Source organism: Pseudomonas sp. 09C 129, from assembly GCF_002843625.1.
In the GTDB taxonomy this organism is placed as follows: domain Bacteria; phylum Pseudomonadota; class Gammaproteobacteria; order Pseudomonadales; family Pseudomonadaceae; genus Aquipseudomonas; species Aquipseudomonas chlororaphis.
The window spans coordinates 363,291-379,603 of record NZ_CP025261.1; the positions used below are offsets into that span (position 1 = coordinate 363,291).

Sequence of the window (16,313 nt, forward strand, 5' to 3'; positions counted from 1 at the left end):
TCAGGCAAAAGCCCGAAACACTCTGCCGCTAGCCAGTGACACTTCACCTGTGCAACATGGCGCGCGTGCCATCCACAAATGGGAATTCCCTTTATGAAACGTTTTCTTAGCATCGCCATGGCGTTGTGCATCGGCCTGACGATGAGCCTCGACGCCAACGCCAAGCGCTTCGGTGGCGGCAAAAGCGCTGGCGCCGCGCCGACCCACCAGACCAGCCAGATGGCTCCGTCCTCTTCCGGCATGGGTTCCACTGCCGCGACCGCCGGCGCTGCCGGTGCCGCGGGCGCTGCCACCAAGGCCAGCGGCGCTTCGCGCTGGCTCGGCCCATTGGCCGGTATCGCCGCAGGCGGCTTGCTGGCCTCCATGTTCATGGGCGACGGCTTCCAGGGCATGCAGATCTTCGACATCCTGATCATGGCGGTCATCGCCTTCCTGGTCTTCCGCTTTATCGCCGCCCGTCGTCGCAAGCAGCAGGAGCAGTACGCTCCAGCCGGTCACGCACCGATGCAGCGTGAAGCCTTCGAGCCAAAACCTGCCTCCGGTTCGATCTTCGGTGGTTCGGCTGCACCTGCCGCCGCGGCCCGTCCGGTAATCAACGCGCCAGCCTGGTTCAACGAAGAGCGTTTCGTCGAAGCCGCGCGCAACCACTTCCAGTCCCTGCAGCAACACTGGGACGCCAACGAAATGGACAAGATCGCCGAGTTCGTGACCCCGCAGATGCTGCAATTCCTGAAGCAGGAACGTGCCGATCTGGGCGACGGCTTCCAGTCGACCTACATTGACAACCTCAATGTGCAACTGGAAGGCGTCGACGACCGCGCCGACAAGACCATCGCAACCCTGACCTTCACCGGCGTGTCGAAGACCTCGCGTTTCGACCAGGGCGAAGTGTTCAGCGAAAGCTGGAACATGGAGCGCGCCCAGGGCGAAAATCAGCCTTGGCTGGTTGCAGGTATCCGCCAGAACGGCTGATTCTCTCCAGTGTCACATCGGTAATCGCAAAACCCCGGCTCAGGTCGGGGTTTTGCATTTCACGATTGCACTTATAGCGAGCTACTGTATAAACCGCCGTCTATTAAACCGCGCCATAGAGCTAAGAGGACCCAGGCCGTGGAAGAAGTCATCGAGCAACTCCGTGAAGCAAACGAACCGGTACCCGTTCCCCTGGAACTGCCGGATGAAGACCTGCTGGTGGAAATCGAAGAACAGCTGTTCATCAATATCCCGTTCGTCTTCAAAGAGTTCCTGTTGACCGTGAGCGATGTCGTCTACGGCAGCCTGGAGCCGGTCACCGTGACCGACCCGCAGTCCCACACCTACCTGCCGGAAGTGGCCGCCACCGCCTGGGACATGGGGGTGCCGCGCGAGCTGATCCCGATCTGCCAGGACGGTGACGACTACTACTGCGTCGAGGAAGACGGCACCGTGGTGCTGTGGTCCGGCGAAGAAGAGCTGATCACCGAAGAATCCTGGGAATCGGTATGGCACTGGGCGCGGGACGTCTGGCTGGAAAGCTGATCGGCCTTGCGCGGTTTCGCCCCGCGGGCGCAGGCGCATGGATCGACTGCCACCCGTTGCATGACGTTCACAAGCGGTCGCGCCACCCGGTCGATCGCTGCATTGACACTACTCGCCAGCAGCCTGCTGGCGGGTTGTCAGTCGCCCATGGCTCAGTTGCAAAACCTGAGCACGCAGTACGCCCATCAGGTCGAAGTCCTGCCCACTTCACCCTTCCCGCTCGCCAGCAGCCTGCCCCTGCACTTATTCAAACAACCCCGCCTGCGCATCTACCTTGAAGGCGACGGCCATGCCTGGGCGACAGCCCGCCAACCCAGCCTCGACCCCAGTCCGCAGCACCTGCTGATGGTGCAACTGGCGCTGAGCGATCCCCGTCCCAGCGTCTATCTGGCCCGCCCCTGCCAATTCGTCAGCGCGGCCGACTGCACGGCGGCCATCTGGACCGACCAGCGCTTTTCCCCAGCGGTACTGCGCAGCCTCGACCAGGCCCTCGACCGCCTCAAGCTGCGTTATGGCAATCAGGATTTCGAGCTGATCGGCTATTCAGGTGGCGCGGCACTGGCCCTGTTGCTGGCCGCGCGGCGAGACGATATTGCCCAGGTGCAAACCCTGGCCGGCAACCTGAGCCCTCGGCTATGGGTCAGTACGCTGGGGCTGAGCCCGTTGCACGGCGCCCTCGAGCCGCTGGACCAGGCTCCCAAGCTGGCCCTGGTAGCGCAACGGCATCTGCTCGGCCAGGCCGACCGCAGCGTGCCTGCCAGCCTCTACCCCGCCTACCGACAGGCGCTGGGGACGAAAGCCTTCTGCGTACAATCCGTCAGCCTGCCCGGGGTCACCCACGACCAGGGCTGGGTCGAAGCCTGGCGACACTGGCGCGACCAACCGCTGAGTTGTGCATCACCGGGCAATTAGTGCCCATTGTCTTCCTTGTGGTTATCCAGGGTATCCAGCAAGGCCACCTGCATGCGGGTGTGCACGCGGATGAACCAGCGCCACAGCAGCGCGGCCACCGCCGCCGTCACCACCGCAATCAGCACCAGCAACTCGGTGGTCGGCAGGATGCTCGAAGACAGCGCCGCCAGCAGCAGGAAGATCACCAGCAGCGACAGCACCGGAATCACCTCGGCGATCACCCGGCGCACGCGCTGGGTGTGACGCCCGGCCATTTCCGGCTTCACCCCCATCTCCGCCAGCAGCATCGACAGGGCCTTGAGCTTGCGATAGGCGGCGATCAGGAACGGCAGCGACAGCAGCAGCGCCCCGCCCCAGATCAATGCCTTCTGCCAGCTCGGATCACTGATCCAGTCCTGCAGGTATTCGCCAATGCGCGCGGCGAAATAACCGCCGGAGAAGAAGATCGCCACCACCAGCGCCAGATTGACCCCGACCTGCAACAGGATCCGCCGGATCATCGACGCCAGCAGCGCCCCCTCGCCATGGGGCTGGATACTGCGCAACCATTCGCCGTACATGCCCAGCACCCGGCTCAGGCGGGTCGGCATCACGGCGGCGAGCTTCAGCGACAGCGGGTCGGCGGCGCGGATCAGGTAAGGCGTGAGCAAGGTGGTAATGGCCGATACGGCGACCGCCACCGGGTAGAGAAAGTCGCTGGTGACCTGCAGGGTCATGCCCAGCGCCGCGATGATGAAGGAGAACTCGCCGATCTGTGACAGGCCCATGCCGACCCGCAGCGAGGTGCGGCCATCGTTGCCGGCGATAAAGGCGCCCAGGCCGCAGGACAGCATCTTGCCCAGCACCACGGCGACGGTGATCACCGCGATCGGCCAGGCGTATTGCAGGAGGATCTGCGGGTCGATCATCAGGCCGATGGCGACGAAGAAGATGGCGCTGAACATGTCGCGTACCGGCTCGATCAGGCGCTCGATCTTCAGCAATTGCCGCGACTCGGCCATGATCGCGCCAATCAGGAAGGCGCCGAGCACCATGCTGTACTCCAGCTTGACCACCAGCAGGCAGAAGCCGAAGCACAGCCCCAGCACGGTAATCAGCAGCATCTCGTTGCTTTCGAACCTGGCCACGTAGGCCAGCAGCCGCGGGACCAGCAGGATGCCGATGACCAGGGCGACGATCATGAACAGCGAGAGCTTGCCGACGGTGGAGAACACTTCCCCGGAACTGACGGTGCCGCTGACCGCGATGCTCGAGAGCAAGGCGATGATACCGATGCCGAGGATGTCTTCGACGATCAGCACACCGAAGATCAGCTGGGCGAAGCGCTGGTTCTTCATCTTCAGGTCGTTGAGCGCCTTGACGATGATGGTGGTCGAGGAAATCGCCAGGATCGCGCCGAGGAACAGCGAGTCCATGGTGTTCCAGCCGAACCAGCGGCCGATCTCGTAGCCGATCCAGATCATCAGCACGATTTCCATGAACGCCGCGATAAAGGCCGTGGCGCCGACCTTGAACAGCTTGCGCAGGCTGAACTCCAGGCCCAGGCAGAACATCAGGAAAATCACCCCCAGCTCGGCCAGGGTCTTGATCGTGTCTTCGTCGTGGATCAGGCCGAACGGCGGGGTGTGCGGGCCGATGATGAAGCCGGCGACGATATAGCCGAGGACCACCGGCTGCTTGAGCCGGTGGAAGAGAATGGTCACCACGCCTGCGACCAGCATGATCACTGCCAGGTCCTGAATAAAGCTGATGGCATGCATGGCGTGGGGCTCCTTGGGGTCGTGTTCTTGCGGGCGGCGCGGGGGCGTTGCGCAGCCTGCCGGCCAGCGGGAAAAGCCCTTGGGACGGGCTTTTGAAGGTTAACATCGCGACTTGTGCCAGAAAGGCGGTGCAATATATGGAAACAGATAGATCGCCGCGTGACGGCGATCGCGGGCGCAGCGTCCCGTTATCGATGGTTTGAAACGCTGACCAAGCACCCGCAGAGGTGCGCCCCGCAACCCCTGCCTTAACCCGTGAGTGTGCTATGGAACCCGGAAACGCCCAGCTGTCGATGACGGTATTGATGACCCCTGACATGGCCAACTTCTCAGGCAATGTCCACGGCGGCACCCTGCTCAAGTACCTCGATGAAGTCGCCTACGCCTGCGCCAGCCGTTATGCCGGCCGTTATGTGGTGACCCTGTCGGTGGACCAGGTGATCTTCCGCGAGCCGATCCACGTCGGCGAACTGGTGACCTTCCTGGCCTCGGTCAACTACACCGGCAACACCTCGATGGAGGTCGGTATCAAGGTGGTCACCGAGAACATCCGCGAGCGCTCGGTGCGCCACACCAACAGTTGCTTCTTCACCATGGTGGCCGTGGACGACCAGCGCAAACCCGCCGCCGTGCCGCCACTGCAACCGCAAACCAGCGAAGACAAGCGCCGCTTCATGCAGGCCCAGCAACGCCGGCAGATCCGCCAGGAGCTGGAAAAGCGCTATCAGGAAATCAAGGCCGACGCCTGATCGTCCGAGACAGGCTCGCTTCTGCCGAGCGAGCCTGTTGGCGATAAGCCCCCGCGCAACCCGTTAGTTACAGCTCGATCGGTACCGCCTCGAACCGCACCCGTGGATGGGTGATCCGGTCCTGGGCCCGTATCAGTTGCAGTTCGTAACTGGCGCAGGCCTGGGTTTCCAGCAGCACTTCATGGACCGCCGCGGCGGTGAACTCGAACGCCGCCACCAGGCTGTCGCCCAGCAGCACCCGGGCCAGGAACAGGCCCGAAGTCAGGTCGCCCACACCCACCGGCTGACGCGGGAATGCCAGCAGCGGACGACGCAGGTGCCAGCTGCCTTCGGCGGTCACCAGCAACATCTCGAAGCCGTCCGGCAGCTTGCCCGGGTAATCCAGATGCTTGACCAGCACCGCTTTCGGACCACGCGCCAGCAGCGCCCGGGCCATGGCCAGGCAGTCGAACAGCGACTGCGGCTTGCGCCCGGCGAAACTGTCCAGCTCCAGTTGGTTGGGGCAGAGGAAATCCGCCACGGCCGCCGCCTCTTCCAACAGGAAGTCGCTGACCTCCTGGGGCACGCTGCAACCCTTTTCCGGGTGGCCCATCACCGGGTCGCACAGGTACAGGGCCTTGGGGTTGGTCGCCTTGATCCGCGCCACGCCACCGAGGATCGCCCGCCCCTGCGCCGCGCTGCCCAGGTAGCCGGACAGCACCGCGTCGCAGTTACCCAGTTCGCCGATGGCGGCAATGCCTTCCACCAGCTCCGGGATCTGGTGCGGCGACAGCACCTCGCCGGCCCACTGGCCGTATTGCGTGTGGTTGGAGAACTGCACCGTATTGAGCGGCCAGACATTCACCCCGACCCGCTGCATGGGAAACACCGCGGCGCTGTTGCCGGCATGGCCGAAGACCACATGGGACTGGATCGCAAGCAGATGAGGCGTACGTTTCATTCGGGTCATTCCGTAAAACGATTGAAATTCGAGCCGCGCAGTATGCGACTAAACGCAACCTGTACGACAGACCGAAGACGCAGTTAAGCTGGTGCGACTTCGTTGGAGCGCACCTCATGCTGACCCTTGGAAACATTTTCGTGCTGATGCTGCTGGCGACCGGCGCCGCCTGGCTATGGCACAACCACGGCCTGCGCGAGCGGGCGCTGGAGAGGGTCAAGCAGCATTGCGCGCGGCTCGATATCGAGCTGCTGGATGGCAACGTGGCGTTGAAGCGCATCGGTTTCGTCAGGGACGCCAGTGGTCGCCGGCGCCTGGCCCGGATCTACACCTTCGAATTCACCGTCACCGGCGAAACCCGCCATGCAGGGACCATCACCCAGTTCGGCGCCCACAGCGCGCAGATCGAGCTGGCGCCCTACCCGATTGCAACGCCCGCGCCGCCACCCGTGCCGACACACAGCGCCGAAGTGATCGAACTGAGCCAATGGCGCGAAGGACGCAGCAAGTAAGGCCAACCGCCTATGCACTCCTGTAGGAGCGAGGCTTGCCCGTGATAGCCGCGAAGCGGCGATTTTTCCTGGCAAAACGCGTCATCGTTGACGATTTTTTCGCGGGCAATCGAGCGTCGACCGGCCGCTCCTACAGAAGCAGGGGTTGGATTATTGGCAGCACTGGGCCAGGGACTGTTGCAGGGTGGCCACGTCCTGCGGCTCGCTGAAGATCAACTCGATACGTGAATCGCGGCGCCACTCGCTGGCTTGCCAGTCCAGCGCGGCGTTATCCAGGGCGTTGCCCGAGACCCAGCCCTGCGCACCGTGGATCACCAGCTTGGCCCGGCGCCAATCAAGGCTCGCCAGCCATTGCTCGACGTGCCCGACCTCGAACACCCGGCTCGGGTGCCAGCGCCAACCGATGCTCCAGCCGCCCTCCTGGGCCTGGCTCAGGCAGATGGGCCGGGCCGGATCGGTCCAGATCGCCGGCAGCTGCGCCAATCCCTTGGGTACTTCGAAGGCCTCAATGGCAGCCCCCGCGCGAGCCTCCACGCCAGGCAAGCGCTCCAGCGCCAAGGTCCCGCGGGTAGTCCAGAGCAGCGGACAGGCCGGCAACTGCTCGAGAATGCCCTGACGCTGCGCCGCGTCGAGCCCTTCGTCCTTGTTCAGCAGCAACAGGCCGGCACTGGGCAGCGCCTCCTGTTGGGCCTGCGGCAGCGGCTTGCCGGCCGCCAGCGCCTGGGCATCGAGGACCAGCACGCAAGGTTGCACGGCCAGGACCTTTTGCCAGGGCGCCTCGCGCAATTGCTGGAGCAGTTGCGCCGGGTGCCCCAGGCCGGAAGGTTCGATAAACAGACGGTCGGGCCGGGCCTTGCGCAGCAGGCGCCCCAGGCCCACCTGGAACGGCGCGCCGTTGACACAGCACAGGCAGCCGCCGGCCACTTCGCCCAGGGCGATACCGTCCTCGTCCCGGGCCAGCAGCGCCGCGTCCAGGCCGATCTGGCCGAACTCGTTGATCAGCACCGCCCAGCGCTCATTGGCCGGACGCTGCGCCAACAGGTGCTGGATCAGGCTGGTCTTGCCCGCGCCGAGGGGACCGGCGATGACGTGGGTGGGGATGTTGTGCAGCATGGGGGGGAACGCTCGGAAAGGAGGTGATTGATCCTACGCGCTAACCCGCGGCAGCGAAATTCCCGTAGCCGCTGCCGCAGGCTGCGATAAGGCGCGCAGCGCCTTCCGAGGGCCTCAAGAGCACGTCTCCTGCGGAGCCGATCGCAGCCTGCGGCAGCTACAGGGTCAGCCGAGCCAGTCCAGGGTGAGGATCAGCCGGCGCTCGCCGGGGGCCGGTTGCGGCGAGCGGTGGATCAGGCCGAAACCCTCGTTGCCCAGCCATTTCTCACCCTTGAACAGGGCCACCTCGCCGCTGGCCATCTGCTGGATCAGCGCGGCATCCGTGGGTTCGGCCTCGGCCTGGCCCAGTTGCCGACGATCCATCGCGCCCTCGCGCAGCCATTGGCTACCGGCGCCGGCATAGGTGGTGATCAGCCGTACCGGCACATGGTCGACATGAAAACGCGGGCACATGGCCTTATCCAGCACCCGCAGGCGCAGGCCGACGCGCTTGGCGCCCAGCAGGCAGGCAAAGGCGCTGACCAGCCAGGCGACATCGGCGATAAAGCCATCGTAGCCCTGCAGATCGCTGAAGCCAGAAGCCAGGCCGCGCAGGTTCGGCTCGGCGTCCTCGGTGTCGAGTTCCAGCGACAGCGACTCGGCCAGCGGCTCGTTCAGCGACAGCAGCAAGGCACCGAAATCGGCGATATGCGCCGGCAACTGGCGCTGCCACAGGGCCAGGTTGACCTCGTCGTCCAGCACCTCGGCGAGGACGATAGGGGCCGGGCCGCAAGCCTCGCGGCGTATCGGTTTTTGCAGGGTTGGCCGCAGGAGCGGCTTCGCAAGCAGGTGCGCTCCCACAGGGGACAGTGGTTGGTAGAGCATCAGGCGGCGGCCTCTTCATGCCAGGGGCCGAACGGGTCGCGCATCAGGCGCCAGCCTTCCGTGCCCAGGGCCATTTCGTCGTCCGTCAGCAGGCAATCGTCGAGCTCGGCGGTGAGCCGGGCGAAGTCGATGTTCTGGCCGATGAACACCAGTTCCTGGCGGCAGTCGCCGGTGGCGGCGGTCCAGTTCTGCATGATCGCCGCGGTGCTTTCCGCATCCTGCGGCCAGTGTTGCTTCGGCACGAAACGCCACCAGCGTCCGGCGAAACCATGACGCATCAGCCCCCCCGCCTGGGACCAGCTGCCGGCCTCCTGGTGCTTGCTGGCGAGCCAGAAAAAGCCCTTGGAACGCAGCAACTTGCCGTTGCTCCAGGGGCGGTTGATGAAGTCGAAAAAGCGCTGTGGATGGAAAGGTCGGCGCGCCCGATAGGCGCTGGAGGCGATGCCATATTCTTCGGTTTCCGGCACGTGCTCGCCGCGCAGCTCTTGCAGCCAGCCCGGCGCCTGGGCAGCGCGCTCGAAGTCGAAACGACCGGTGTTGAGGATCTTCGCCAGCGGCACTTCGCCCATCACCATGGGGATGATTTCCGCCTGGGAATTGAGGCGTTCGAGGATGGCGATCAGTTCCTGGCGCTCGTCGCTGCCGATCAGGTCGATCTTGCTGATCAGGATCACGTCGGCGAACTCGATCTGTTCGATCAACAGATCGGTGATCGAGCGCTCGTCTTCCTCGCCCAGGGTTTCGCCGCGGGACGCCAGGCTTTCCGCGGCCTGGTAATCGAGCAGGAAGTTCATGCCGTCGACCACGGTGACCATGGTATCCAGCCGCGCGATGTCGGCCAGGCTCTGCCCCGCTTCGTCGCGAAAGGTGAAGGTCTCGGCCACCGGCAGCGGCTCGGAAATGCCGGTGGACTCGATCAGCAGGTAATCGAAACGCCCGTCCCTGGCCAGTTTGCCAACCTCTTCCAGCAGGTCTTCGCGCAGGGTGCAGCAGATGCAGCCGTTGCTCATTTCGACCAGTTTTTCTTCGGCGCGGTTGAGGCTGACATCGCGCTGCACTTCGCTGCCGTCGATGTTGATTTCGCTCATGTCGTTGACGATCACCGCCACCCGCAGGTTGTCGCGGTTGCGCAGAACGTAGTTGAGCAGCGTGCTTTTGCCGGCGCCGAGAAAGCCGGACAGCACGGTAACGGGAAGACGGTCGGTCATCAGGTGATCCTCATCGGGGCTGGGTGGCTGGGTCAGATCGCCCGTTGATGGCGTTCGCGCAGCTCTTGGCGTTCTTTGGCTTCGATACACAGGGTGGCGGTGGGGCGCAGCAGCAGGCGCCTGAGGCCAATGGCCTCGCCGGTTTCGCGGCACCAGCCGTACTCGCCACGGGCCAGGCGTTCGAGGGCTTCGTCGATCTTGTCCAGCAGCTTCTTTTCCCGCTCCAGCAGGCGCAGTTGCCACTGACGCTGCTCTTCGGCGCTGCCGATATCGGCGAGGTCGCTGTGGGGCTCCTGCTCGCGCAGCACCTCGAACTCGCCATCGATGCGTTCTTGCAGCTCGACGCGCTGCGCCAGCAGCAGCTCACGGAAATAGGCCTGCTGGACGTCGTTCATGTAGTCCGCCTCGGGCTGGGCGAGAAGTTGCGCTTCGGTCATCGGGCGTTCAGTCATGGTGGGTCACGGGTCAGGCTTTATTTAATGTTATAGTATAACAATACAAATAAGCCAACCCTCTCTTGCCGCCCGCGACGAAGGGCGGGATGCTTGAGCCTCCCCAGCCGAGAAACCCCATGCGCCACGCCTTGAAATACACGCTGCTGAGCCTGTCCCTGCTGGTCGCGGACACCGCCATCGCGCAAGTGCCCAGCGCCCTGGCCACCTGCACCCGTAGCGCCAACCTGCTGGCCTGCGTGGATGCCGAAGGCAACGCCTACAGCGTCGCGGCCGCGGGCAGTACTACCTATCTGCGGGGTTTCGAAGTCGCCGGCAAACGTTATTGGGCGCAGACCAACAGCCGTTACGGCCAACTGACCTTCTTTACCGGCCTGGCCTCCGACGGCGAGGCCTGGGTCGGCTACAGCCAGCGCGTCGGCTGGACCACCCGCAACCGTTTTTCCAGCTCCGGCGGCAGCAGCGGCAAGTTCACTTGCAGCCGGATCAGCGGCTGCTGAGCAAAGCATTTTGTAGGAGCGAGGCTTGCCCGCGATGGACGCTTACGCGGTATAGCTGATACACCGCAGCGTCTTCATCGCACGCAAGCTGTGCTCCTACAGAAGCAGGCTGAGCCGCGTCAGGCCTGGGCTTTTTTCTGTTCCTGCAACCAGGCCATGTAGCTGTTCACCGGCGGGTTCTTCTGGAAGTAGCTCTGCAAGCCCGCGAACAGCCCATCGGCAATCGCCTGCTGGTGCCGCGCGGTGACCAGGCGCTGGCTGTCGCGGCTGTTGGAGATGAAACCCGTCTCCACCAGGATCGAGGGCACGTCGGGGGACTTGAGCACCGCGAAACCGGCCTGTTCCACGCGCTTCTGGTGCAGGGTGGTGATGCCCGCCAGGCTGCCCAATACGGTACCGCCCAACTGCAGGCTGGCGGCGATGGTCGCGTTCATCGACATGTCGAGAATCACCCCGGCGAGCATCGGGTCCTTGTCTTTCAGGTTGAGCAGGCTGGTGGCGCCCAGCAGGTCGGCGCCGTTCTCCCGCTGCGCCATGAAGCGTGCGGTGGCCGAGGTCGCACCACCTTCCGACAGCGCGTAAACCGAAGCCCCGGACGCCGTCAGGCGTGGCGCCGCATCGGCATGCACCGAGATAAACATGTCGGCCTTGTGCTTGCGAGCGATCTCCACCCGCTTGCGCAGCGGCACGAAGAAATCGTCGTTGCGCACCAGCTTCACATCGAAGCCCTTCTCACGCTTCAGCCGCTTGGCCAGCAGCTGGGCGATCGCCAGCACCACATCCTTCTCCCGTTCGCCACGGGCGCCGACCGCCCCCGGGTCCTTGCCGCCGTGACCCGGGTCGACCACAACGATGATGTCGCGCTTGGGATGCGCCCGGTCCGCCGGTGTTTCACGCGGCAAAGCGGGAGCGGCGACCGCCGCGATCTGCTGCGGGACGCGGCTGGCGTTGCTCAGATCGAGCACCAGGCGGTGGCCCTGACCGTCCTGGGGTGGCAGCAAAAAGCTGTCGAGCCGCAGCGGCTCGGCCAGGTCGAGGACGATCCGCGTATCGCCCTGGCCAAAGTGCCCGGAACGGATCGAGCGAATCGGCGTGTTGTCCAGGGCCAGTTGGCTGAAATCGCCACTGAACTGCGCGCCGCGAAGGTCGATGATCAGCCGTTCCGGCGCGCTGAGAGAGAAGGTCTTGTAGTGCACCGGCCCACTCAGATCGAGCACCAGGCGCAGCTTGTCGGCCGAGTTCCATAAACGCAGGTTGCGAATCTGGGTGGCGGATACCCCCAAAGGCAGAACCAAGGCCGCGCTGGCCAACAGCAGGTTGAGCAACTGACGTCTGTGCATGACTTACACCGCAGATTGAGGAGCATCCGTACTCGAAAGGCTTGGTGAAAAAACGTTCAGGAAAAAGGTTTCATCGACTGCATTGTTATAATATAACATGGCGAATTGTTTCCAACGATGGACCTGCTCATGAATGCGCTGACTCTGCCGGATATCGCCGCGCAGGCCGCACGCCAGGCCCTGCCCCTTGAGTGGGTGGGCATGTGTGGCATTGCCTTACCTGTGTTGTTTGATGGCCAGCGGATTGGCGCAACAGCGGATGCCGGCGTCAGCCTCGACGACGGCGAAGCCCGCGGCATTCATATGTCGCGCCTGTATCTGGCACTGGAAATGCTCGAACAGGAAAACCTCACCCCAGCCCTGATGCGCCAGGTACTGCAACGTTTTCTCGACAGCCACGACGGTCTGTCCAGCAGTGCCTACCTGCGAATTCATGCCGATCTGCTGCTGAAACGCCCGGCCTTGATCAGTCCGTTGGCCGGCTGGAAAACCTATCCGGTGAGCATCGAAGCGCACCTGAAAAACGCAATGTTCCACGTGGAACTAAAAATCGAAGTGCATTATTCCTCGACGTGCCCCTGTTCAGCCGCACTTTCCAGGCAGCTGATTCAGCAGCAATTCATCGATGATTTCGCCAACCGGGCGCTGCACCATGAAGACATCCTGACCTGGCTCGGTTCCTCGAAAGGCATAGTCGCCACGCCCCACAGCCAGCGCAGCACCGCGCAATTGCACTTGCGCCTGGATGACTTTCTCGACGAGTTGCCGTTGATGGCGGCGATCAACGACGCCGAAGCCGCCCTCGGCACCGCCGTGCAAACCGCGGTGAAACGCGCCGACGAACAAGCCTTCGCCCTGGCCAACGGGCAAAACCTGATGTTCTGCGAAGACGCCGCGCGCCGCCTGAACCTCGCCTTGCAACGTTCGCCAGGCATCCGCGCCTTCCAGGTGCGCGTGGTGCACGCCGAAAGCCTGCACGCCCATGACGCCGTGGCCGAGAGCCGCTGGAAGTGGGAGCTCGCATGATCAGCCTGCAATCGCTACGTTGGGGCGCGCCCGGCCAACCGCTGACGCCAGCACTCGACCTTGAGCTGGAGCCCGGCAGCCTGACCGCCATCATCGGCGCCAACGGCTCGGGCAAAAGCAGCCTGCTGAAAGTCATCGCCGGCCTGCAAAAGCCCTTGGCCGGGAAGATCAAGTTGCAGGTCCCTCGCCGTGGCGGCCTGTCCTTTCTGCCGCAGCAGCAGTACCTCGACCGGCAGTTCCCCATCACCCTGCAGGAATTGGTAGCCGCCGGTTTCTGGGGCGATCGGCAAAGCGCGCAACAGCGTGCCGGACGTTTGCAGCAGGTGCTCGCAGACTGGTGCCTGAGTGGCCTGGAACAACGCCCGTTGATGGCCTTGTCCGGCGGCGAATTGCAGCGTGCCCTGCTCGCCCGCCTGAACCTCGCCGATGCCCCGCTGTTGCTGCTGGACGAACCCCACGCCGCCCTGGACGAACTGGGCCAGGCCCTGCTGTGGAAACACATCCACACCTGGCAGCAGCAAGGTCGCACGCAAATCGTGGTCTGCCATGACCTCGCCGCCGTGCGCCAGCACATCCCCCAGACCCTGCTGATCAAGGCCAGCGGTTGCCGGTTCGGCAGCAGCGATGAACTGATCGTCCAGCCCATTCAGATGCAGGTGGCCTGATGCTCGCCGCCGCCCAGCTCTGGCAGCCCTTCCACGAGTTCGTGTTCATGCGCCGGGCATTGCTCGGCGGCCTGGCGCTGGCATGCAGCACCGCACCGTTGGGGGTGTTCCTGATCCTGCGGCGCATGAGCCTGATCGGCGACGCCGTGGCCCACGGCATCCTCCCCGGCGCGGCGCTGGGCTTCTGGTTCGCCGGGCTGAGCCTGCCGGCACTGACGCTCGGCGGCCTTGGCGCCGGACTCGGCATGGCCGGCCTGGCCGCCTGGATTACCCGGCGCACCGGCTTGCGCGAGGACGCCAGCCTGGCCGCGATCTACCCGATTTCCCTGGCCAGCGGCGTGCTGATTCTCGGCCTCGCCGGCAAACGCCTGGACCTGCTGCACCTGCTGTTCGGCTCGGCCCTGGCGGTGGATGGACCGACCCTGGAGGGCATGCTCTGGGTCTCCGGATTCAGCCTGCTGGCCATGGCGCTGATCTACAAAGCGTTGCTGCTGGACACCCTCGACCCACTGTTCCTCAACAGCGTCAGCCGCCTTGGCCCCCTCGCCCACGGCCTGTTCCTGACCCTGGTGGTGCTGAACCTGGTGATCGGTTTCCAGGCCATCGGCGCCTTGATGGTGGTCGGCCTGATGATGCTGCCGGCCGCCGCCTCGCGCTTCTGGAGTCGGCGCCTGCCGGTGCTGATCGGCATTGCCGCGCTGCTCGGTTGCCTCTCGGTATGGCTCGGCCTGTTGCTGTCGTTCCACTACTCGCTGCCCAGCGGTCCGGCCATCGTCCTGGTGGCGGGCGGTCTGTACCTGCTGTCCGTGGTGTTCGGTCCGGTGCACGGTCTGCTGCGCCGCCCGCCTTTGCTCACATCCCCATGAGGTGTTCCCCGATGCGCGCCCTACTCGTGCTCTTCAGTCTGTTGCTGCCGTTGTCGTTGTCGCCCGCCCAGGCCGCGGACAAACTCGCCGTGGTCACCAGCTTCAGCATCCTCGCCGACATCACCCGCCAGGTCGGCGGCGAGCACATCCAGATCACCGACATGGTCGGCCCGGACGCCGACGCCCACACCTACGAACCGACACCGGACGATGCCAAGGCCCTGCTCAAGGCCCGGTTGATCATCAAGAATGGCCTGGGTTTCGAACCCTGGCTGGATCGCCTGGTGGCCAGCACCGGCACCCGGGCCACGGTGATCACCGCCAGTCGCGGGGTGATTCCGCGCTCGCTGGATGAGGATGGCGAGACCGTGCCCGACCCGCACGCCTGGCACAACCTGGCGAACGCCGAACTCTATGTGGGCAACATCACCAAGGCGCTGGTGGCCGCCGACCCGGCGAACCAGGCCGACTACCAGCGCAACAGTCAGGCCTACCTGAAACGAATCTACGCGCTGCTGGCCGAAGCCAAGGCCAAGTTCGGCGCGCTGCCGCCGGGCAATCGCAAGATCGTCACCTCCCACGACGCCTTCGGTTACCTGGGGCAGGCCTACGGCATCGACTTCATGGCCCCGCAGGGTCTGTCCACCGAGCGCGAACCCTCGGCCGCCGAAGTCGCGGCGCTGATCACCCAGATCCGCAACGCCAAGGTCAAGGCGGTGTTCATGGAAAACATCAAGGACGCGCGCCTGCTCAAGCAGATCGCCGACGAAAGCGGCGCCCACATCGGCGGCACCCTGTACTCCGACGCCCTCGCCGCCAAGGGGCCAGCCAGCACTTTCACCGGGTTGTTCGAATACAACCTGAACACCCTGTACGACGCCCTGAGCCAGCCATGAACAAGCGCCCTCCACTGTCGATGCTCGATCTGGAAAGCGCGCCCCTGGGCAGCGTTTGGCCGCTCACCGGAGTGCTCGATGCGCTGCCATGGAATGCCGACGGCCTGATCGCCGCCATCGCCCAACAGCACGACAGCGGCGAGGTGCTGATGCTGGCCTGGATGAACCGCAAGGCGCTGGCCGAGACCCTGGCCAGCGGGCAGGTCTGCTACTGGTCGCGCTCGCGCCGGCAACTGTGGCGCAAGGGCGAAAGCTCGGGGCACCGCCAGCGCCTGCTCGAAGCGCGCCTGGACTGCGACGGCGACGCCGTCCTGCTGCTGGTGGACCAGCAAGGTCCGGCCTGCCACACCGGGCGCCCCAACTGTTTCTACAACGCCATTCGCGACGGCGCGGTGCAGGTCATCAGCGCGCCGCTACAGGAAACCCCAGCATGATTCGCAAGAACCCCTCCGGCGATCTGCCGGTCATCGCCGAGTCGGCCTATGTCGACAAGACCGCCATCATCTGCGGCAAGGTGGTGATCGGCGAGAACGTATTCGTCGGCCCCTACGCGGTGATCCGCGCCGACGAAGTCAACGAGCAAGGCGCCATGGACCCGATCGTCATCGGCGCCAATTCGAACATCCAGGACGGCGTGGTGATCCACTCCAAATCCGGCGCGGCGGTGACCATCGGCGAGTTCACCTCCATCGCCCACCGCTCGATCGTCCATGGCCCGTGCACGGTCGGCGACCGGGTCTTCATCGGCTTCAACAGCGTGCTGTTCAACTGCGCGGTCGGCAATGGCAGCGTGGTGCGACACAACTCGGTGGTCGATGGCCGCGACCTGCCGCAAGGCTTCTACGTGCCCTCCACCACCCGTATCGGGCCCAATACCGACCTCTCGCAGTTCCCGCCGGTCAGCGTCAGCGCCTCGGAGTTTTCCGAAGACGTGGCGCGCACCAACGTCGATCTGGTGCGCGGTTACAAAGCCCTGCAGAACGAGTTCTGAA

Annotated in this window: 19 protein-coding genes; 12 read left to right on the top strand and 7 right to left on the bottom strand. The window is 64.5% G+C overall.

From position 1 onward, the window contains the following. The first annotated feature begins 93 nt into the window (after window positions 1–93). The 3 genes from CXQ81_RS01750 (at window position 94) to CXQ81_RS01760 (ending at window position 2,430) form a co-directional block, all read left to right on the top strand. Window positions 94–972 carry a Tim44 domain-containing protein gene (locus CXQ81_RS01750; RefSeq protein ID WP_007927597.1) on the top strand — a complete coding sequence of 293 codons (879 nt, stop codon included), beginning with the start codon at window positions 94–96 and terminating at the stop codon, window positions 970–972. A gap of 138 nt (window positions 973–1,110) precedes the next feature. After that, entirely contained in the window at window positions 1,111–1,518 is a 408-nt protein-coding gene (locus CXQ81_RS01755) for an SMI1/KNR4 family protein (protein WP_007927598.1), read from the top strand. A gap of 147 nt (window positions 1,519–1,665) precedes the next feature. Beyond that, window positions 1,666–2,430 (top strand): alpha/beta hydrolase, encoded by a 765-nt coding sequence (locus CXQ81_RS01760; protein WP_256593448.1) that lies wholly within the window; start codon window positions 1,666–1,668, stop codon window positions 2,428–2,430. On the opposite strand, the gene CXQ81_RS01765 is transcribed toward CXQ81_RS01760, so the two are convergent. After that, a complete protein-coding gene (locus CXQ81_RS01765) occupies window positions 2,427–4,190 on the bottom strand; it encodes a cation:proton antiporter (RefSeq protein WP_009041400.1) in 1,764 nt (587 codons plus the stop codon). The genes CXQ81_RS01760 and CXQ81_RS01765 overlap by 4 nt on opposite strands. 266 nt (window positions 4,191–4,456) lie before the next feature. Between CXQ81_RS01765 and CXQ81_RS01770 the strand changes: the two genes are divergently transcribed. Then, window positions 4,457–4,939 (top strand): acyl-CoA thioesterase, encoded by a 483-nt coding sequence (locus tag CXQ81_RS01770; protein ID WP_007927601.1) that lies wholly within the window; start codon window positions 4,457–4,459, stop codon window positions 4,937–4,939. 67 nt (window positions 4,940–5,006) lie between these two features. Here CXQ81_RS01770 and pdxY read toward each other — a convergent pair whose 3' ends face one another. Then, complete coding sequence (gene pdxY, locus CXQ81_RS01775; RefSeq protein ID WP_007927602.1) at window positions 5,007–5,879, bottom strand: pyridoxal kinase PdxY; 873 nt, start codon at window positions 5,877–5,879, stop codon at window positions 5,007–5,009. Window positions 5,880–5,995: 116 nt separating this feature from the next. Between pdxY and CXQ81_RS01780 the strand changes: the two genes are divergently transcribed. After that, window positions 5,996–6,391, top strand: coding sequence for a DUF3301 domain-containing protein (locus CXQ81_RS01780; protein WP_007927603.1), 396 nt, complete (start codon window positions 5,996–5,998; stop codon window positions 6,389–6,391). Window positions 6,392–6,541: 150 nt separating this feature from the next. Here CXQ81_RS01780 and CXQ81_RS01785 read toward each other — a convergent pair whose 3' ends face one another. The 4 genes from CXQ81_RS01785 to dksA all read right to left on the bottom strand — a co-directional run bounded on the left by CXQ81_RS01785 (window position 6,542) and on the right by dksA (window position 10,013). Next, window positions 6,542–7,504, bottom strand: coding sequence for a GTP-binding protein (locus tag CXQ81_RS01785; protein WP_101336327.1), 963 nt, complete (start codon window positions 7,502–7,504; stop codon window positions 6,542–6,544). A gap of 165 nt (window positions 7,505–7,669) precedes the next feature. Beyond that, window positions 7,670–8,368 carry a DUF1826 domain-containing protein gene (locus CXQ81_RS01790; protein ID WP_007927606.1) on the bottom strand — a complete coding sequence of 233 codons (699 nt, stop codon included), beginning with the start codon at window positions 8,366–8,368 and terminating at the stop codon, window positions 7,670–7,672. Continuing rightward, on the bottom strand, window positions 8,368–9,576 hold the full coding sequence (gene zigA / locus CXQ81_RS01795; protein WP_007927607.1) for a zinc metallochaperone GTPase ZigA: 1,209 nt from the start codon (window positions 9,574–9,576) through the stop codon (window positions 8,368–8,370). The genes CXQ81_RS01790 and zigA overlap by 1 nt, the downstream gene beginning before the upstream one ends. Before the next feature lie 32 nt (window positions 9,577–9,608). Then, complete coding sequence (gene dksA / locus CXQ81_RS01800) at window positions 9,609–10,013, bottom strand: RNA polymerase-binding protein DksA (protein WP_037035045.1); 405 nt, start codon at window positions 10,011–10,013, stop codon at window positions 9,609–9,611. Window positions 10,014–10,147: 134 nt separating this feature from the next. Here dksA and CXQ81_RS01805 point away from each other — a divergent pair, with 134 nt between their 5' ends. Beyond that, the gene (locus tag CXQ81_RS01805) at window positions 10,148–10,528 is read left to right on the top strand and encodes a hypothetical protein (RefSeq protein WP_007927609.1); all 381 of its coding nucleotides are present in this window, start codon (window positions 10,148–10,150) and stop codon (window positions 10,526–10,528) included. Window positions 10,529–10,647: 119 nt separating this feature from the next. Here the strand turns inward: CXQ81_RS01805 and CXQ81_RS01810 are convergent, their stop codons facing one another. Beyond that, window positions 10,648–11,868, bottom strand: a complete 1,221-nt coding sequence (locus tag CXQ81_RS01810) for an N-acetylmuramoyl-L-alanine amidase (protein ID WP_101336328.1) — start codon at window positions 11,866–11,868, stop codon at window positions 10,648–10,650. 129 nt (window positions 11,869–11,997) lie between these two features. Here CXQ81_RS01810 and folE2 point away from each other — a divergent pair, with 129 nt between their 5' ends. From folE2 to CXQ81_RS01840, 6 genes are read left to right on the top strand one after another with little or no spacing between them, the layout of a single operon-like run. Beyond that, the gene (folE2, locus tag CXQ81_RS01815; RefSeq protein ID WP_101336329.1) at window positions 11,998–12,894 is read left to right on the top strand and encodes a GTP cyclohydrolase FolE2; all 897 of its coding nucleotides are present in this window, start codon (window positions 11,998–12,000) and stop codon (window positions 12,892–12,894) included. Next, window positions 12,891–13,559 carry a metal ABC transporter ATP-binding protein gene (locus CXQ81_RS01820; protein WP_101336330.1) on the top strand — a complete coding sequence of 223 codons (669 nt, stop codon included), beginning with the start codon at window positions 12,891–12,893 and terminating at the stop codon, window positions 13,557–13,559. The genes folE2 and CXQ81_RS01820 overlap by 4 nt, the downstream gene beginning before the upstream one ends. Continuing rightward, window positions 13,559–14,425 (top strand): metal ABC transporter permease, encoded by an 867-nt coding sequence (locus CXQ81_RS01825; RefSeq protein ID WP_053263161.1) that lies wholly within the window; start codon window positions 13,559–13,561, stop codon window positions 14,423–14,425. Before CXQ81_RS01820 ends, CXQ81_RS01825 begins: the two co-directional genes overlap by 1 nt. A gap of 11 nt (window positions 14,426–14,436) precedes the next feature. Then, window positions 14,437–15,321 (top strand): metal ABC transporter substrate-binding protein, encoded by an 885-nt coding sequence (locus tag CXQ81_RS01830; RefSeq protein ID WP_101336331.1) that lies wholly within the window; start codon window positions 14,437–14,439, stop codon window positions 15,319–15,321. Next, window positions 15,318–15,755 (top strand): phosphoribosyl-AMP cyclohydrolase, encoded by a 438-nt coding sequence (gene hisI / locus CXQ81_RS01835; RefSeq protein ID WP_009041411.1) that lies wholly within the window; start codon window positions 15,318–15,320, stop codon window positions 15,753–15,755. The genes CXQ81_RS01830 and hisI overlap by 4 nt, the downstream gene beginning before the upstream one ends. Beyond that, on the top strand, window positions 15,752–16,312 hold the full coding sequence (locus tag CXQ81_RS01840) for a carbonate dehydratase (protein WP_053263163.1): 561 nt from the start codon (window positions 15,752–15,754) through the stop codon (window positions 16,310–16,312). The genes hisI and CXQ81_RS01840 overlap by 4 nt, the downstream gene beginning before the upstream one ends. The last annotated feature ends 1 nt before the right edge of the window (window position 16,313 follow it).

Bases quoted from the DNA above. Each gene is read 5' to 3' on its own strand.
- dksA (WP_037035045.1), bottom strand. From the start codon at position 10,013: ATGACCGAAGCGCAACTTCTCGCCCAGCCCGAGGCGGACTACATGAAC.
- folE2 (WP_101336329.1), top strand. From the start codon at position 11,998: ATGAATGCGCTGACTCTGCCGGATATCGCCGCGCAGGCCGCACGCCAG.
- CXQ81_RS01810 (WP_101336328.1), bottom strand. From the start codon at position 11,868: ATGCACAGACGTCAGTTGCTCAACCTGCTGTTGGCCAGCGCGGCCTTG.
- CXQ81_RS01820 (WP_101336330.1), top strand. From the start codon at position 12,891: ATGATCAGCCTGCAATCGCTACGTTGGGGCGCGCCCGGCCAACCGCTG.
- CXQ81_RS01785 (WP_101336327.1), bottom strand. From the start codon at position 7,504: ATGCTGCACAACATCCCCACCCACGTCATCGCCGGTCCCCTCGGCGCG.
- zigA (WP_007927607.1), bottom strand. From the start codon at position 9,576: ATGACCGACCGTCTTCCCGTTACCGTGCTGTCCGGCTTTCTCGGCGCC.
- CXQ81_RS01750 (WP_007927597.1), top strand. From the start codon at position 94: ATGAAACGTTTTCTTAGCATCGCCATGGCGTTGTGCATCGGCCTGACG.
- CXQ81_RS01830 (WP_101336331.1), top strand. From the start codon at position 14,437: ATGCGCGCCCTACTCGTGCTCTTCAGTCTGTTGCTGCCGTTGTCGTTG.
- CXQ81_RS01790 (WP_007927606.1), bottom strand. From the start codon at position 8,368: ATGCTCTACCAACCACTGTCCCCTGTGGGAGCGCACCTGCTTGCGAAG.
- CXQ81_RS01840 (WP_053263163.1), top strand. From the start codon at position 15,752: ATGATTCGCAAGAACCCCTCCGGCGATCTGCCGGTCATCGCCGAGTCG.
- CXQ81_RS01825 (WP_053263161.1), top strand. From the start codon at position 13,559: ATGCTCGCCGCCGCCCAGCTCTGGCAGCCCTTCCACGAGTTCGTGTTC.
- hisI (WP_009041411.1), top strand. From the start codon at position 15,318: ATGAACAAGCGCCCTCCACTGTCGATGCTCGATCTGGAAAGCGCGCCC.
- pdxY (WP_007927602.1), bottom strand. From the start codon at position 5,879: ATGAAACGTACGCCTCATCTGCTTGCGATCCAGTCCCATGTGGTCTTC.
- CXQ81_RS01760 (WP_256593448.1), top strand. From the start codon at position 1,666: ATGGCTCAGTTGCAAAACCTGAGCACGCAGTACGCCCATCAGGTCGAA.
- CXQ81_RS01780 (WP_007927603.1), top strand. From the start codon at position 5,996: ATGCTGACCCTTGGAAACATTTTCGTGCTGATGCTGCTGGCGACCGGC.
- CXQ81_RS01770 (WP_007927601.1), top strand. From the start codon at position 4,457: ATGGAACCCGGAAACGCCCAGCTGTCGATGACGGTATTGATGACCCCT.
- CXQ81_RS01765 (WP_009041400.1), bottom strand. From the start codon at position 4,190: ATGCATGCCATCAGCTTTATTCAGGACCTGGCAGTGATCATGCTGGTC.
- CXQ81_RS01805 (WP_007927609.1), top strand. From the start codon at position 10,148: ATGCGCCACGCCTTGAAATACACGCTGCTGAGCCTGTCCCTGCTGGTC.